This window comes from Duganella sp. HH101, assembly GCF_001758795.1.
Classification (GTDB): domain Bacteria; phylum Pseudomonadota; class Gammaproteobacteria; order Burkholderiales; family Burkholderiaceae_D; genus Rugamonas; species Rugamonas rivuli.
Window position 1 is genome coordinate 115,399 of record NZ_LRON01000007.1, and the last position, 16,222, is coordinate 131,620.

Genomic DNA, 16,222 nt, shown 5'->3' on the forward strand with positions numbered 1-16,222 from the left:
ACGATTGAAATCCCTCTGGCAAAGCACGGAAATATGAGGTGCGCACTGTTGACTTCGTACTATGCGTCGTGTTTTTCTTGAATCGCGTAAAGTAATGTGAAATTAACAAGGAGTACATTTTGCAACGTCAAGACGATCGCCCTTCGAAAGGGGGCAGGCCCAGTCTTCTTTCTTCGGAACAGCAGGCGGAAGCCGAACGCAGCCGCATCCTGAGCACGCTGGACAGCAAACCGGCCGCGCCGGCCGCTGCCGGCGTGCCCGGCCAGGCCAAAGGTTCGGGCCGGCTGGTGGTGTGGGGTGTCGTAGGCTTGGGGGCATTGGCGGCGGTCGGCGGCGTGCTTGCCTGGATGAGCAACACGCCCGACGTCGACAGCTTGCCGGTGGTGGCCGACGCCGCGCCGGCCAAACCGGCTGTGGCTGCGGCCGCGCCGGCAGCCGCGCCGGCCGAGGCGGAAGTGTCCACCGCCGCGATCCTGGAAGAGACGACGGCCGCCGTCAGCCCGCCGGCGGAAGGCAAACTGCCGTCGCTGAAGGAAATGCTGGCCGAGCCGCCCAAGTCCAAGTCCGGCCATGACGAGTTGACGCAGGCGCTGGAGCGGCCGCAGCCGAAGGCCGCGCAGCTGGCCAAGGTGGAGCGCAAGCCCGAGCATAAGCCTGAGCACAAGCCCGAACGCAAGGCCGAGAGCAAGCCGGAGCGCAAGTCCGACAACGTCAAGCTGGCGCAGAAGACCGCGCCGGCCAAGGACAAGGCGCCGGGCAAGCCGGCCGATAACGATGTCACGCTGATCAGCGCGCTGATGGCGCATTTGCAGACCCGTCCGCCGGTCAAGAAGACCAGTACGCCGGCCGACCAGCTCAAGACCTGCAAGCAGTACAACGCCGCCGGCGAAGAGCAGTGCCGCGCCCGCCTGTGCGCGGCCGACGCCAAGAAAGAGCCCGAATGCAAACCGGCGCCTGCCGCGAAGACAGCATCGAACTCATGAGCGTCGCCTTGCTTCAGCAAATCACCACGGCATTGGCGCAGTTCTCAAGCGCCACGCGTTTGTATGCGCTGAAGCTGGGCGATGACGGTGACGAGCCCGGCTCCGGCGGCCTGCTGGTGGAGGCTTTCTGCGCCGACGACATCGTGCAGGGCAGCGGCGCGCGCGACATCATCGTGCTGTCGACCGACGCCCATATCGCGCTGGCGCCCTTGCTGGGCAAGCCGGCCAGCCTCGAAGTCAGCCTGGTGGACGGCAGCCGCACCACCTTCAGCGGCGATATCACGCAGGCAGCCATGCTGGGCAGCGAAGGCGGCCTGGCGCGCTTCCGCCTGCGGCTGACGCCGTGGCTGTGGCGCCTGAGCCAGGTCCGCAACAGTCGCGTATGGCAGGACAAGACGGTGATCGAGATCGTCGAATCGGTGTTCGCCGCCTATCAACCGCTGGCGCAATGGCGCTGGAGCGAAGAGGTCGACAGCTTCCTGGCCGATGTCTGCGCGCGCAGCTATTGCTGCCAGTACCGCGAGTCCGACTACGACTTCGTGCTGCGCCTGCTGACCGAGGAAGGCCTGGCCTGGCGCTTCGAGGAAACCGAAGACGGCCTGTGCCTGGTGCTGTTCGCCGACAGCAGCCAGCTGGGCGCGGTGCCCGAGGATGCCAGCAGCGCAGCGGGCGGCGGCATCCGCTTCCATGGCGTGCGCGCCGGCGAGCAGCAGGACACGATCCAGGCCTTGCAGGCGAGGCGCAGCGTGACGGCGACGCTGACCACCTTGCTCAGCTACGATTACAAAGCCAGGAAAGCCGTCGCCGCCAGTGCGCCGGCCCAGCAGCAATACAAGAAACTGCCGCCGCTGGAAAGCTACGATGTGCCGGGACAATATGCCTATGCGAGCGGCGCGCAGGCACAGCACTATGCCGAGCTGCAGATGCAGGCACGCGAGGCGCGCAGCCAGCAGTGGCGCGGGCGTTCGACGGTGCGCACCCTGGCGGCCGGCCGCCGCATCAACGTCACGCAGGGGCCGCTGGCCGCGGCCGACGGCGCGGAGACCCCGGCTTACACGGTGCTGCGCGTCACCAGCGTCGGCGTCAACAACCTGCCGTCGCCGGCATCGCATGGGCTGGCTGAACTGTTCGGGCCGATTCCGGAATTGCTGGAGGAACTGGCGCCGGCTTACGACGACGACTTCGCGCTGGTGATCGAGCAGGCGCGCAAGACCGGCTACGCCAACAGCTTCGAAGCGGTCGCCGCCGATGTGATCTGGCGTCCTCAACGGCCGGACAGCGATGGCCGCAACCATCACAAGCCCACCGCGTCGGGCGCGCAAAGCGCCATCGTCGTCGGTGCCGACGGATCGGACCAGCCGGCCGGATCGGACGAACTTCATTGCGACGCGCTGGGCCGCGTGCGCATCCGCTACCACTGGCAGGACAACGGCGACGCGACCTGCTGGGTGCGCGTTGCGCAGCGTTCGGCCGGCGGCGGCATGGGCAGCCAGTTCCTGCCGCGCGTGGGGCAGGAGGTGCTGGTGCAGTTCATCGAGAACGATATCGACCGGCCCATCATCCTCGGCGCTTTGTACAACGGCCAGGGCGAGGGTGGCGTGGCGCCGACCCCGGCGGGACAGGCGGGAGGCGACAGCCAGGCTGCGCTGTTCAATCCGGCCAGCGATCATGCACCTTCGGCGCAGGGTAATCTGGCGGCGGGCAATAGTCCCTTGTGGCATGGCGCTTCCGCCGATACGGCCGGTCATGGCAATGCGGCCGCGCAGTGGGGTTTGCGCAGCAAGGAGTTCGGCGGCTCCGGTTACAACCAGTTGATGTTCGACGACACCGATGCGCAGGGCCGCGTGCAACTGCGCTCGACGCACGCAGCCAGTGAGCTGACGCTGGGCCATCTGATCCACAGCGCGGACAATTATCGCGGCAGTCTGCGCGGGCAGGGCGCCGAGCTGCGCACCGATGCTTATGGCGCCTTGCGTGCCGGCGGCGGGTTGCTGGTGTCGAGCTACAAAATCGATCATAGCGCCAGCGAGCGCGAGCCGATGGGCGACAACACGGCCGGAATCGCGTTGCTGAAGCAGGCCGTGCAGTTGGGGCAGACCTTCAGCGAGGCGGCCAAGACGCATGAGACGGTTGCGTTGGCAACGCACATCGGCGCGGCCAAGGCCGATGCGAGCGTGATGGACGACAAGTCCGCGCCGTTGAAGGCGATGTTGACTGCGGTGTCGGGCATGGTGGGTAATGCCAGCTTGAACGCAGCCAGGGCCGACACCGAGGAAAAGAAAACCGCTCCGGGTGATGATCAGTTGCCGCATGCCAGTTCACCGATCATCGCCGTCAGTGGCAAGGGCGGGCTGAGCGTCACTGCAGGTCAGGGTATGCAGCTGTCCAACGGCGAAACGATCGCCTTGATGAGCGGCGCCGATACGCAGTTCGCCAGTGGCGGGCAGTTGCGCGCGCACAGCCGCCAGGCGATCGGCGTGCTGGGCGGGGCGGTCAAAGCGGGCGAGAACAATATCGGCCTGCAAATCATCGCCGCCAAGGATGCCATCGATGTCCAGGCGCAAGCCGATGTGTTGAAGGTGCAGGCGCGGGATGAGGTCAACCTCGTTAGTGCCAATGCGTTTGTCGATTGGGCCGCCGCCAAGAGCATTACGCTGTCGACCGCAGGCGGCGCCAACATCACCATTGACGGCGGAAATATTACTGTTCAGTGCCCTGGGAAAATTACAGTCCGTGCTGGGACTAAGTCGTTCAGTGGCGCCACAAGCAAGACCTATTCGCTGCCTGTAATGCCGGTGTTCATTCCTGCGATCGTTCAGGATAGCCGTCTGGAGAGTACTTTTGCGTTCGACCAGTTGACACAGGTTGCGCAACGCTTCTCTAAAGTCGAGTTTGTATTTTTACTGGTGCCGATTTTTGGGTACGACATCCCGGCCGAGACGTACATCAAATTATATGAGGGGCTGCGAGCCGGTTCCATTCCTCAACCAAAACTTGTGTTAATGACGGGGTGCCACTATCCAGCGGAATTCGATAACAAGAAGCGCGAGATTCATGTGCATAAGGCCGCAGCGGACAGGGCGGCTACAAACCGTGACGAATCCTGGGAGTTGCTGACTGCGCTGCTGCACGAGTTTGGGCACTATATTGATGTGGTTCTGCGTAAAGACCTGGCACCGAAAGATGAACATGGCCAGTCCACTTTAGCTGAAGATGCCGAGGGTGAAGAGGGGGCGAAATTTGCCTATCAAATCGCTTTCTATGACTTCGAAGGCAGCAAGGAGACTACCTATGCCACGTATACTTCCCCGAGGTTTAGCGGCGACCTGAAGGTAAATTATGTCCAGGTTCGCGATGCTATTCGAAAATCACAAGGAGCTGATGCACAAGCTAAAGAGGGTAAAGACGGCGATGTCGAATACTTCGGCGCGGGCATGGGGGAGCACCACGACAAGCATCCGTCAAGCTCTTTTGGCCACCAGTCGATTGAACGAGCGCTAGGCCCGGCCTCCGCCAACTTCGGCCCCAATGTTCTGAAGCAGATTTATTTTGGCAACTGGCTAAGGGATTTTTCGCAGATTTTAGATCCTGCGATCGTCCGAAAGCCAACCGAGGAAAAGAGTTTCCCCGAAAAGATATCGCGCGCTCACTTGACAAGAGTCGTTGCGGTTCTGGCGGAGTCCGAGTTCGTTGCTAACGCTAAAGACAAAGAACTCTATAAGGTTACTGAAAAAAATCTCGGCGTGTATCGCCCAGTCGAGCATATCGACAACCCAACCAACAACGATCCACACGCACCGAATCCGCAGACGATCGATAAGGATTTTCAGCCATTGCCTGACAAGGCGTACCTGTCTGTTGATCCTGCGGTATCGATGAAGCGGTATATTGCTGCATCGCGCGATTTTATGAAGGCGGAGATAGACAAAGCTGTTGCCGCTGGTCCTGTGCTAGCCGGCTTTATGTCTTTCGGGGCTGCACTGCACGTGTTAGAGGACTATTTTGCGCACAGTAATTTTGTCGAACTGAGCCTTCGAAAGCTCGGGTATTCGAAGGTATTACCCTGGACATCGGCGGCGCCGGGGAAGCACAAGTATCCGGTAGTGACGGGGATGTTTGACAAGGATGATGTTATCGCGAGTACGGCAGGCATGATTGCTGAAACGCTGTTTAAAGTGGAGTGGGAGTTTAAGGCCAGCGAACCATTCAAGCGGACGAAGGCTCAAAAAATTGCCTTGATTTTACTCGAAGAACAAAGGGACTCAAGATATCTGACGGCATATAAATTTTTCCTGGGTGTGGGTGATAAATGGTCATCCTTGCCGGGCCATCAATATCCGGAGGGCGCGATGCACTACACCTTGGGGATGGTTGGTAATTCCACTAATATGGTGTTTTCTACGCTGATCCAGTTGATGGGCAATAGTGTCGATGATGAGCAGGTCGTGCGCGTTGGGGATCCCAATACTAGCGGATCGACAGATCCATCCCACTCACAGCTGGCGAAAGACCACGATAATCATCCTTTCCATACGCTTGCAGCGCAACTGGCAATGAAGGCGGTACAGGACGTGGGGCGAGCAATGGCGCAGCGTTGGTGGAACGAGCCTGGCGTGGCGAGATCGCCATCTGCTGTCGCTGCCGCCTATCTGGTTCACCCAGAGGACACGGGCTGGCAAGATGAACTCGTCAAGAAATGGGCTGAAACCCACGCGCGTGAACTGATCCGGGGTGAGTCGTCTACTGAATGGGCAGCTCTGGAAAAAGCGCACAAAAAGGAAGTGCTTGATATGCTGGAGAAGATGAACAGCGATTCCAAGAAACGCTGGGACTATATCAACAAGAATTTTGACGAATTGTTTGGTAAGGGTAAAGCAGGGAAATGAACTATTTTTTAACTATATTCTTGTTTATCCTGCTGATCTTAAGCGGGCCGGCGCACACTGCTTCCGAGCAGAAGCCAGCGGATTCTTCGGTTAAGAAATCGATGGCCGATCTGTGGAATAACGCGGTACGGAAGGCTGCTCAAGCTACGGGCACCGAGACTCAGGAACATAGTTACGGTGAGCCAAGAACGGTCTCGCGTGGTGCTCGGCCTGAAATTATTCTCCGGCAGGACAAAATACTCTATAACGGGAAAATGCTGGAACTAGGCAGGACGGCTTCTCAATGGGATTCGATACTTCCTGGCGAACGGCGCTGTGATGACCTCTCAAGCCCGAGCTGGTGCAATTGGGATGATCTTGGCATCCTGGTTGGATTCACTGATAAAAAACCCAAAAAAATATCATATGTCACCATATATCTCCGCTTGCCGGAAGTCGATCCAAATGACGGCTTGGTGACTATGTCGGCTGACGGGACAGTGTTGCCGCCGCTGGTGCGGTTTTATCCCAAGTCTCCATTTCCTGGCTATCTTGAGCTCGATGGTTACGGCATGGACAGGCACACCATGTTTTGGGAAGTACTGAAGCGCGCGGAAAAAAAGCGAAATATACATTGCGGTCTGCGCGATTGCGTCGCTCCGGGCGGTACGTTTGGAAGTAACACGGTTATGTATTTTGATCTTGATACGCCGGTAGAGACCGGCGCCGTAAACAACATAAATATCAGTTCTAGAGCAGTCAAATAACCGGAAAAACTCTGCCTCAGCTTTTAAGATGCCGAGTTGCCTTTTGAGATGCCAGGACTCCGTGCATACCGATAACGAACTTCTCCCTCGTTCAAGCCGCCGACGCGTCTGTGCCGCCGGTCTGATGTTTTGTTTCTTGTCTGCTTGTTAGGCGAAATCATTGAGCATCGTTGATTTGATAAAGAAAAACAGAAAAATGAAACACTATCTCATCAGATTGACCATCGCCTTGATGTCCTTAGGCAAAGGGGAGGCATTCGCAGCTCCGGTTCAGGATGCACCCGGACCTTCGGTCAAGAGCACATTTATTGAAAAATGGAATAATGCAGTAAAAAAAGCCGCCGAAGCTACTGGGACCGAATCCAAGGAAAGGGATTACGGCGAACCAAGAAAAGTCTCTAGAGGTGGTCAACCAGAAATTATTCTTCAGAAAGACAAAATAATTTATAACGGTCAGATATTGGAACTAGGAAAGACGGCAGCGCAATGGGATGCGATATTGCCTGGTGAGAGACGCTGCGATCGCCCTGCCAAGCCCAGCGCCTGTGCTTGGGATGAACTTGGCATTATGATCGTTTTTGCTCACAAGCTTCCAACAAGAATCAAGGATGTAACAGTTTATCTACGCCTTCCTGAGGTGGAAGTGGATGACGGGGTAAAACTTATGTCGGTGACTGGCGCACCGTTTCCTGCTTTTGATCGCTTCTATCCTAAGTCTGCGTTTCCGGGTTATCTTGAAATTGATGGTTATGGCATCGACAGGAATATTATGTTTTGGGAGGTTTTGAAGAAGGCAGATAGTAAACGTAATATCCATTGTGGTCTGCGCGACTGTATTGTTCCCGGTGGAATATTTGGAAGGCAATCCCTTATATATTTCGATCTCGATAAGCCAGTGATGACCGGAATGATCAATAACATCAATATTACGTATCGAGCATTAGACTAATTATCGAGTCGCTACATCCACTTTGACGATGCAGCGTTGCCTTTGAGGTGCCAAGACTCCGTGCATACCAATAGTGAACTCATCCTCCTGTCAAGCCGCCGACGCGTCCTTTGTGCCGCCGGTCTGATGTTTTGTTTCTTGTCTGCTTGTAAGGCGAAATCATTGACCATCGTTGCCGAGGCAGTGCTGTTTAGTTATCTGGACCGGCCTATTTTTGACGTAGTCGTTGGCGACACCGACGTCGGCGTATCTGGCGTATATCCAAATACGGGCGGTGGAACCATTTCGGGTGCAAGGTTCTCCGGCGGCGCGCAAGCCGTGCGTTGGACGCTTGATGGGCTTCAGGGCACGCCGCGCAACGGCGAGGTCGTGCACGCGCAAAACCATCCCGAACTTGCACCGCCTACGGCAGGTGAACACTATCTCTCCGTGCATATCTATCCGGATAACACCGTTGAACTCATCTATTCGAAAAATTACCCGCAATTTTCACCACGAGGGTTGCAGCTCGCAGCGTCACGCCAGCCTGGGTAAATGGCAGGTCTAACGGAATCCGTCATGAAGTTTATTGTCACAGTTATTGCTGCCTTATGCGGGACAAACATCTCCGTGCGCCCTCCAAACTCAGGCTGGTATGGAGTGTGGTGTACGACCTCGATCTGTTCGAAGGCGAGAGCGGAAGAAACTATGACGATCGCGCCAACACCGTGGCTCGCTATTCCCAGGGCGCCGCACAGGGAATAGCCAGCGGCCGCCTTACCTGAGGCGCCGCCTGACCCACGCGACGCCGGCGCTGAAGCAGCGGTGCATATGGCAGACCAGGCGATTCCTCAAACTCGCGCGCATCAGCAACACGTGGGCGCGTTGCACCGTGACGTTGGTAGAGGTGTAGCTGTGGCCCGGTTTGCCGTAGCCGAGGTCGATGCGCTTGAAATGGCGCCGCTTGCACATGTCTTCGATGGCCATATGCAGCATCGTGGTGCCGACCGACAGATGGTCCAGCGTGCTGTCGTGGAAGATGTTGAACAGATGCAGCGTGTCGCTGGACTGCAAGCCGAGCATCAGCGCGCAGGGCCGGCCGCCGCTGTCGATCTGGTAGCACAGCAGCATGCCGTGCCGCGCCAACTCGTGCATCTCCTGCGGAGTCCACAACTGTGCCCGGTGCTCCGGGGTGCTCAGCCGCGACAAGGCCTCGCCCATGGCCGCTAGCTGCCCGGGCTGCTCGATGCAGTGCAGCGTCAACTGCCCGCCGCCGCGCTCGCTTAGCTGGCGTTGTTGCCGCTTCAGATTGTAGCGGCGCTTGGAGTTGAACTGCGCCATGAAGGCGTCGAAGCTGGCGGGCAGGGGGATCTGGTGGCAGTCGCGCCAGTCGTTCAGTACGTGCGTCCGATAGCTGCGCCGGCTGCGGGCGATGTAACGCCACAGGCCGCTGTCCGACGGCAGCGATGTCAGCGAGATCGCCTGACATTGCGGGAAGTGCTTCAACAGAAAATCCAGCAGCAAGTCCAGCAGCGCCGGCTCGGCCGGCATCAGCGGCGCGCTGCCGAGCAGGACCACGCTTGGCACCGGCAGTGAGCCGAGGCGCAGCCGGCCGGCGGAAAAATCCATGTCGTGACACCGCAGCGTCAGCGGCACCATGCCGACCACGACGCCACTCGCGCGCTCCTTCACGGTGAACAGCTGCGGGGGCGCATGCAGCGTCGCCGTGGAGAGCAGATAGTCGAAGAATTCCGGACTCTGGTAGACGCGGCCATGGCTGTCGCTATCGGCCAGCAGTGCGCGCCAGCGGGCGATCAGGGCGTGGTCGCCGACCTGCGTGCTGGCGTCTTCAATGAGGTAGGTATGGTTGGACATGGTCGCCAGACGATCCCATATCCCGCGCTGGCGCTTGTTGATGCAGGTCGAAACGAGGCCATCAGCGGCGTCGGCGCCACACCGTATCCATCAGCGGCTTGACGCTGAAGCCGTGCACCAGTATCGACAGCATGATGACGAACAGTGTGGTGCGCGTCAGCTGCGCCGCCAGTTCCGGCGCCAGTCCCGCCTCGATGGCGAACATCAGGTAATAGATCGAGCCTATGCCGCGCACGCCGAACCAGGCGGTCATGCCGCGCATGCGCAGGCTGGTGTCGCTGCCGAGCAGGCCGGTGAAGACGCTGAGCGGGCGGGCGATCACGAACAGGAACAAGGCCATCCACAACGCATCCCACTGCATGCTTTTCAGCGAAATCATGCCGCCCAACAGCAACACCAGCGTCAGCTCGGACAGTCGCTCCAGGTGCTCCTTGAATACCAGCGATCCGGCGCTGACGATCAGCGGCGCCTCGTGCGTTGCGCTGCTCATGGCCGCTTCGGACTTCGCCGTGTCCGGCTCCATCATGCCGTGCCTGTCCTTGGGGGCGCCGGCCAGGACCAGCTCGGTCTGGCGCAGCGCGACGGCGGCGAAGAACACCGCCAGGAAGCCGGACGTCTTGGCCAGGGTGGCGACGCCGTAGACGACGGCGATCATGCCCAGCCCCACGAGGTCGTCCATGATCTCGTGCTTGGGTTCGCTGCCGCGCAGCTTCCAGCCCAGCCGGGCGACGCAGGCCCCGGCCGCCACGCCGATCAGCACCGCGCCCGCCGTGCCCCACAAGACATCCACCAGCAGCCAGCGCAGGTGGCGGCCACCGGTATCGCCCAGCCCCAACATGCCGAGGCCGAGGATGACGAAGGGGAAGGCGCTGCCGTCGTTCATGCCGGCCTCGCAGGTCAGCGTGAAGCGCAGCTGGTCCTTGTCGCCGGCGTGGCGCACCTGGACATCGGTGGCCAGCACCGGATCGGTGGGCGCCAGGATGCCGCCCAGCAGGACCGCTCCGCCCGGCGGCAAGTGCAGCACGTAGTAGCCGAACAGCGCCACCAGCCCCACCGTCAGCGTCATCGACAGCCAGGCCAGGCGCAGCGGCGCGTTCCAGCGCTGGCGCTTGAACGGCACGGGCATCTTGATCCCGGCCGAGAACAGCGAAATCAGCAGGGCGATCTCGGTCAGCACCTCCAGCAGCGCGGATTGCAGCTTGGGGTCGAAGCCGAAGATGTTGAGGAAGGTCGGGCCCAGCAGGATGCCCACGCCCAGGTAGACGATGGCGGACGTGAAGGGCGACTTCGAGATCGTGGTGGCCGCCAAGCCGCGCGCCAGCATCAGGCAGCCAACGAGCAGGAACCATTGCGTGGTGTTCACAGGCCTCCTTTGCAGCGGGACGCTGACTTTCGACATAGTCTCCGCCGTGCCGGGACTTTTGTCTGTGGCATAACCCACGGTCGGCGGCTCAAGGGCTATACATTGTGTAGGCGTCCTCCTACAATAGCCTGCAAGAATGATTTATTGCTAATGGAGAGGGCATAGATGACCGAAGTTGTGCATTGTCTGTTTATCGCGCGGAAGGGTAAGCCTGCGCTGGTCGTCAATCTGACCAAGACCTATACCGTGACGTTTTCGGCGCCGGAGACGTTGACCGTCGCCCGCAATACCAAGCGCTATGTGACGAATGGCATGAAGGCAGCCGGCGTGGCAGGCATGGCGGTTTTGTACGGCGAGAACGGCGCGGGCAAGACGAGCGCAATGATCGATATGGCCACCGTGTTTGGCGACAATCGGAAATTTAAAACTGCCGGCGGTTTGTATGAAAAAGACGGCGAGTTGTTCGTGCGCCCCGGCAAAGCGCTCCAGGGATACGCGATTGTTGGCAAGGGGTTTGCCGTCAAAAAAAGCGACGAGCAGCTGCGTTGCCTGTCGGTGTTCTATACGACTTCGCCTTTCGATGCGGATCGCCGTCGGCGGCTCGGCAACAACCATTGGGTCCGCGATGTCTCGCCGGCATATGGAGAGCGCAATACATTCGACGGCTTGTCCTTGTTGAAGGTCCGCGATCAGTTGCAGATGCCGTTTCTTGACCACGCCGGTATCAGCATCCGGTTATTGGTCAGGAGTGTGTCGAATTCGATGATCGCGATCTCCAACCTGATCGGCAACAACCGCAATCCGCTTGTGCCGAAAATCCGCCGCGCGGTGATGGCGGCTGCGGACGAGCTGCCGGAACATGAACAAATGCAGTTGCGCTGCTGGCTGAGTTTATTTGTTGCGGCCCATGAACGCAAGGCGCGGCCGTTTCCTGTCAAATTTGTCAGGCAGCTCGATCTGTTCCTGAAGTCGGCTGATACGCAGGCGGACTTGTACGGGCTTTGGAAGACGGTGATCCGCGCCACTTTCAGTTGCATGAAAAAGGATGACGTGGTGCAGGTAATGGAGCTGTTGCAACTGCTGTCGCAGCCCGATTTTTCCAAGCGGCTGGCGGCGCGCTACACCCCTGGGGAATTGCAGGCGATGCTCGCGCTGCACCTTGCCGGCCGCAACGAAAGCTTGCGGCAGTGTACGGAACTGGGTTTGCTGGAGTTTTCTTTGTCCGGCCTGAGCTCGGGCGAGACGGCGCATGCGATCATCTTTGCCTCGCTCCACGGCGGATTGGAGCGGATGAGCCGGGAAGGTGGGCGGCATCCGGTTTTCCTGCTGTTGGATGAAGGCGAAATGTTCCTGCATCCAAGCTGGCAGCGCGCCTACATCGAGAGGCTGCTGGACTTTGTACGGCATATGCGAAGACTCAAGGGCCGCCTATACCTGGTGCTGGCCACGCACTCGCTGATCGTTGCGGCGGATGCTCCGCCGTATAGCCTGGTCAACGTCACTTCCGGCGAACAGGTCAACGGTTTCGGCCTGGGTCCCCGCAGTACGCTGGCCGACGTCTACAAGGTCGCGGTCTTCCAGGGGCAGAGTTCGGAGGCCGAGTTCAAGCGTATTGAGGCGTTTATCAGGGATCCCCGACGTCAGGACCATGAGCCGATCATGAAGCTGACAGCGGCGCTCGCCGACCCGAATGTCAGGCGATTCCTCGAACAGCAGGTCGCCGAGGCGTTGGAGCGGTGCCGCGCATGATCAAACTCGAATATTTCGATCAGGCCTTGGTGGACATGCATTTCGACCGGCTTGGCAAGCATGCCGGGGGACGCCTCGACGATCTGGTCCTGAAGCAGCTGGATGCCAAAACGCGCAAGCATGTGTCCAAGTCCGATTTGGACGATATGGTCGTTTACTTCCGGTCCAATCTCCAGCAGATATTGGTGGCTCAGCCTGCCCAACTAAGGAAATTCATCGCCAAGACCAGTAAAAACAAGACCCTTGCGTGGCTGGAGGCCATCCTGTCCAAGGATGCGAAAGACCGCGATGAATGGGAGCAGGATATCGTGGCCGGCTTGCTATGGGTGTTCGACTACGATGCCTTCAGCGGTTGGGCGCACTCAGGATGGAATGCATACCAGCTGGTGGACGAGCACAAGCTGAGGATTTGTCCCTACTGCCACACCTCGCATCTGAACTACCACGTACACGGTTCGAAGGACATGCGTCCGCCGCTCGATCACTTCTATCCACGGTCGCGTTATCCCTACCTTGGCACCAGCTTGTACAACCTGATACCGAGCTGTTACCAATGCAATTCAAGTATCAAAGGCGCTGAGAATCCCCTGCTCAAGGCGTTGACGCACCCGTTCGAGATCGGGAAAAAATCGGTCAAGTTCCGTCTGCGGCTGGCGGATGGGACGCGCTTGCAGCCCAATGCGGAGAAGGTGGCTGCAAAGCAGATCAAGATCGAAGTGCTTGGCACAGGTACAGCCCAGGCTTCGGTGGACTTCTTCATCCTGCAGCAGCGCTATCAGTGGTACACGCGCGAAATCGCGGAGGTGCATTCGCGCGTATTGTCGCAGTTGGACGCGGGCGGCACGCTGGCCCATCTGGTCGGCGTGAAGCGGTTTGTGTACGGCTTCAGGGAATCGGAGGTGCGCGATTATGCGCTGGGGATCTGCATCAAGGACATCGCCGACAGCCTGATATCGAGCTACTCGCCTTGATCGTTCGAAGCGTCCCCCGGCAGCGGTGGCCGGGGGACGGGATGTGCATTAAGCCTTGTTCAGCTGCGAGCGGCTGCGGGCGTAGCCGAAGTAGATGCCCAGGCCCAGCACCAGCCAGACGGCGAAGGCCACCCAGGTGAACCAGCTCAGGTAGGTCATCAGCATGACGCAGAAGATCACGGCCAGCGCCGGGATCACCGGCACGCCAGGGCAGCGGAAGGCGCGCTTCAGGTCAGGGCGCTTCTTGCGCATGATGACCACGGCGATCGACACCAGGCTGAAGGCGGCCAGCGTGCCGATGTTGATCAGCTCGGTCAGCACGTTCAGCGGCACCACGGCGGCGATCAGGCCGAACACGATGCCAACCATCCACGTGGCCAGGAACGGCGTGTGGAAGCGCGGGTGAACGGTCGACAGCGCCTTCGGCAGCAGGCCGTCGCGCGACATGGCGAAGATGATGCGGGTCTGGCCGTAGGCCATCACCAGGATGACGGTGGTCATGCCCAGGATCGCGCCCAGGTCGACGAAGCCGGCGAACCAGTTCTCACCGGCGTGCTTCAGGGCCAGCGATACCGGATGGTCGACGCCCAGGTACTGCTGGTAAGGCACGATGCCGGTCATGATGGCCGATACCACCACGTACAGCACGGTGCAGGCGGCCAGCGAGCCGATGATGCCGATCGGCAGGTCGCGCTCGGGACGCTTGACTTCCTCGGCCGCCGACGTCACCGCGTCGAAACCGATGAAGGCGAAGAACACCAGCGCGGCGGCGCTCAGCATGCCGTTGTAGCCAAACGGCATAAACGGTTTCCAGTTCGCGGGCTCGACGTGGCGCGCGCCGACGAAGATGAACAGCAGCACCACGCCGACCTTGATCGCCACCATGATGTTGTTCAGGCGGGCAGATTCGCGCACGCCCCAGCTCAGCATCGCGGTCAGCACCAGCATGATGCACAGCGCGGGCAGGTTGATCAGCGTGTGCACGCCGGGGATGGCGCCGGGCGCGGCCGTGAGCTCGACCGGCAGGTTGATGCCGAAGCCGGAGATCAGCGACTGGAAGTAGCCGGACCAGCCGACCGACACGGCCGAGGTGGCCAGGCCGTATTCCAGCAGCAAGTCCCAGCCTATCATCCACGCGGCCAGTTCGCCCAGCGTGGCGTAGGTGTAGGTGTAGATGGAGCCGGCCACCGGCACGGTGGAGGCGAATTCGGCGTAGCAGAGCGCGGCGAAACCGCAGGCGATGGCGGCGACGACGAAGGACAGCGTCAGCGCCGGGCCGGCGGTGACGGCGCCGGTGCCGGTCAGTACGAAAATACCGGTGCCGACGATGGCGCCGATACCCATGAGTATGAGGTCGAAGGGTCCGAGTACTTTCGCCAGGCCGCCAGGTTTGCGGCTGTTGGCGATCATATCGTCCAGGTTCTTAGTGCGAAATAGGCTCAAAATGGCTCCAGTTTTATTTTGGTGGTCTCCGTCCCCGGATTGGTGCCTTGTGGGCGGCCGGGCGACGGCAAATAATACAGTAACTTCGAGGTGATGCCGAGAAGTTAAGTTGTTAATAACGATGATACGTAGATCAAGAATCGGTCTTCCAGCTTGCCCAGGTCCAGCCCGGTCGCTTCGCCGATGCGGCGCAGCCTGTAATCGAGCGTGTTGCGGTGGATGTGCAGGGCGGCGGCGGTGGCGGCGGGATGACCGTCGTGTTCAAACCACACTTCCAGCGTGCGCCGCAACAAATCCTTGCTTTTGTCCACGGCTTGGAGCCGGGCCATGGGCCGGCGCAACTGCTCCGCCTCCCAGCCGGAACCCAGCCCGGACAGCAGCACCGGCAAGGCTTGCTCGTAATAGCTGAAGCGCGAACGGCGCGGATGGCGGGCGCGGCCGATGCGCGCCGCCGTCTGCGCGCTCTGCCAGGAAATCGCCACCCCGGCCATGCCGGACTGGGCGATGCCCATGGTCAGCGTGTGCGGCTGCTGGCATTCCTCGCGCAGCATGGCGGCCAGCGCCTGCAGGCGGCGTTGCGGCCAGTGCGCGTCGTGCGCGCCCGGGGCCTCGTGGAAGTCCAGCAGCACCATCTGGTGTGCGGCGGCCGAAGCCGTCAGCACCGATGGCTGCCGCGCCAGCATGCGCAGTTGCAGGCGCTGGAGCTCGCTCAACGCCTGGTCGGTGCCGGCCGCCTTGTCGTCCAGTTCCAGCAGGAACACCAGGTGGCTGCGCTCGAAATTGACGCCCAGCCGGCGGGCCCAGGCGGCCAGGTCGGCCTCGCGCGCCGGTTCGTAGCGGATCAGGTTGAGCACGAAGGCTTCGCGGTAGCGCGAGTCGCGCTGGAGTTCGCCGGCCAGGTGGGCCTGTTCGAGGATCATCTCCGCCGTCAGCCGCACCAGCTCGCCGAACTGGCGCACCTGGTCCGGCACGCCGCTCAGGCCGACCGCGCCGCAGACCTGGCCGTTGACCGTCAACGGCAGGTTGATGCCGGGCTGGGCGCCGTGCATATTGCGCGCGCCGGCGGCGTCGACCTCCACCGTCAGCCGCTTGGCCAAGGCCAGCATCGCGCCCGCATGCAGCTCGCCGATGCGCGCCGGATTGCCGCTGGCCAGGATGGTGCCGTGGGCGTCCATCACGTTGACGTTGTAGGGAATGATCTTCATCGTCCGGCTGACGATGTCCTGCGCCAGCTCGGTGCTGAGTATGTACATGGAAGGTTCTCCTTGCCCGCCATTG

Annotated in this window: 10 protein-coding genes and 2 pseudogenes; 8 read left to right on the forward strand and 4 right to left on the reverse strand. The window is 60.4% G+C overall.

Going from position 1 to position 16,222, the window contains the following annotated elements:
• Positions 1-119: 119 nt before the first annotated feature.
• The 6 genes and pseudogenes from DUGA2_RS13510 to DUGA2_RS33510 all read left to right on the forward strand — a co-directional run bounded on the left by DUGA2_RS13510 (position 120) and on the right by DUGA2_RS33510 (position 8,098).
• Positions 120-983 carry a hypothetical protein gene (locus DUGA2_RS13510; RefSeq protein ID WP_070269767.1) on the forward strand — a complete coding sequence of 288 codons (864 nt, stop codon included), beginning with the start codon at positions 120-122 and terminating at the stop codon, positions 981-983.
• A pseudogene (locus DUGA2_RS34480) lies at positions 980-3,778 on the forward strand (type VI secretion system Vgr family protein); the annotation flags it as partial. The gene DUGA2_RS13510 and the pseudogene DUGA2_RS34480, both read left to right, overlap by 4 nt.
• A 636-nt stretch (positions 3,779-4,414) precedes the next feature.
• Positions 4,415-5,869: pseudogene (locus tag DUGA2_RS34485) on the forward strand (HET-C-related protein); the annotation flags it as partial.
• On the forward strand, positions 5,866-6,615 hold the full coding sequence (locus DUGA2_RS33500) for a hypothetical protein (protein WP_141753261.1): 750 nt from the start codon (positions 5,866-5,868) through the stop codon (positions 6,613-6,615). The pseudogene DUGA2_RS34485 and the gene DUGA2_RS33500, both read left to right, overlap by 4 nt.
• A 160-nt stretch (positions 6,616-6,775) precedes the next feature.
• A complete protein-coding gene (locus tag DUGA2_RS33505; RefSeq protein WP_141753262.1) occupies positions 6,776-7,564 on the forward strand; it encodes a hypothetical protein in 789 nt (262 codons plus the stop codon).
• A gap of 162 nt (positions 7,565-7,726) precedes the next feature.
• A complete protein-coding gene (locus DUGA2_RS33510; RefSeq protein ID WP_141753263.1) occupies positions 7,727-8,098 on the forward strand; it encodes a hypothetical protein in 372 nt (123 codons plus the stop codon).
• Positions 8,099-8,320: 222 nt separating this feature from the next.
• On the opposite strand, the gene DUGA2_RS13525 is transcribed toward DUGA2_RS33510, so the two are convergent.
• Both DUGA2_RS13525 and DUGA2_RS13530 read right to left on the reverse strand, forming a co-directional pair.
• Positions 8,321-9,418, reverse strand: coding sequence for a GNAT family N-acetyltransferase (locus DUGA2_RS13525; protein WP_070269769.1), 1,098 nt, complete (start codon positions 9,416-9,418; stop codon positions 8,321-8,323).
• Positions 9,419-9,479: 61 nt separating this feature from the next.
• Positions 9,480-10,781: a sodium:proton antiporter gene (locus DUGA2_RS13530; protein WP_070269770.1), complete on the reverse strand. Its 1,302-nt coding sequence runs from the start codon at positions 10,779-10,781 to the stop codon at positions 9,480-9,482.
• Between the two features lie 165 nt (positions 10,782-10,946).
• Here DUGA2_RS13530 and DUGA2_RS13535 point away from each other — a divergent pair, with 165 nt between their 5' ends.
• Entirely contained in the window at positions 10,947-12,530 is a 1,584-nt protein-coding gene (locus DUGA2_RS13535) for an ATP-binding protein (protein ID WP_070269771.1), read from the forward strand.
• On the forward strand, positions 12,527-13,501 hold the full coding sequence (locus DUGA2_RS13540; RefSeq protein ID WP_141753264.1) for an HNH endonuclease: 975 nt from the start codon (positions 12,527-12,529) through the stop codon (positions 13,499-13,501). Before DUGA2_RS13535 ends, DUGA2_RS13540 begins: the two co-directional genes overlap by 4 nt.
• 48 nt (positions 13,502-13,549) lie before the next feature.
• Here DUGA2_RS13540 and DUGA2_RS13545 read toward each other — a convergent pair whose 3' ends face one another.
• The gene (locus DUGA2_RS13545; protein WP_070269773.1) at positions 13,550-14,944 is read right to left on the reverse strand and encodes an amino acid permease; all 1,395 of its coding nucleotides are present in this window, start codon (positions 14,942-14,944) and stop codon (positions 13,550-13,552) included.
• Positions 14,945-15,048: 104 nt separating this feature from the next.
• On the reverse strand, positions 15,049-16,197 hold the full coding sequence (locus DUGA2_RS13550) for a sugar diacid recognition domain-containing protein (RefSeq protein ID WP_070269774.1): 1,149 nt from the start codon (positions 16,195-16,197) through the stop codon (positions 15,049-15,051).
• Positions 16,198-16,222 lie beyond the last annotated feature (25 nt).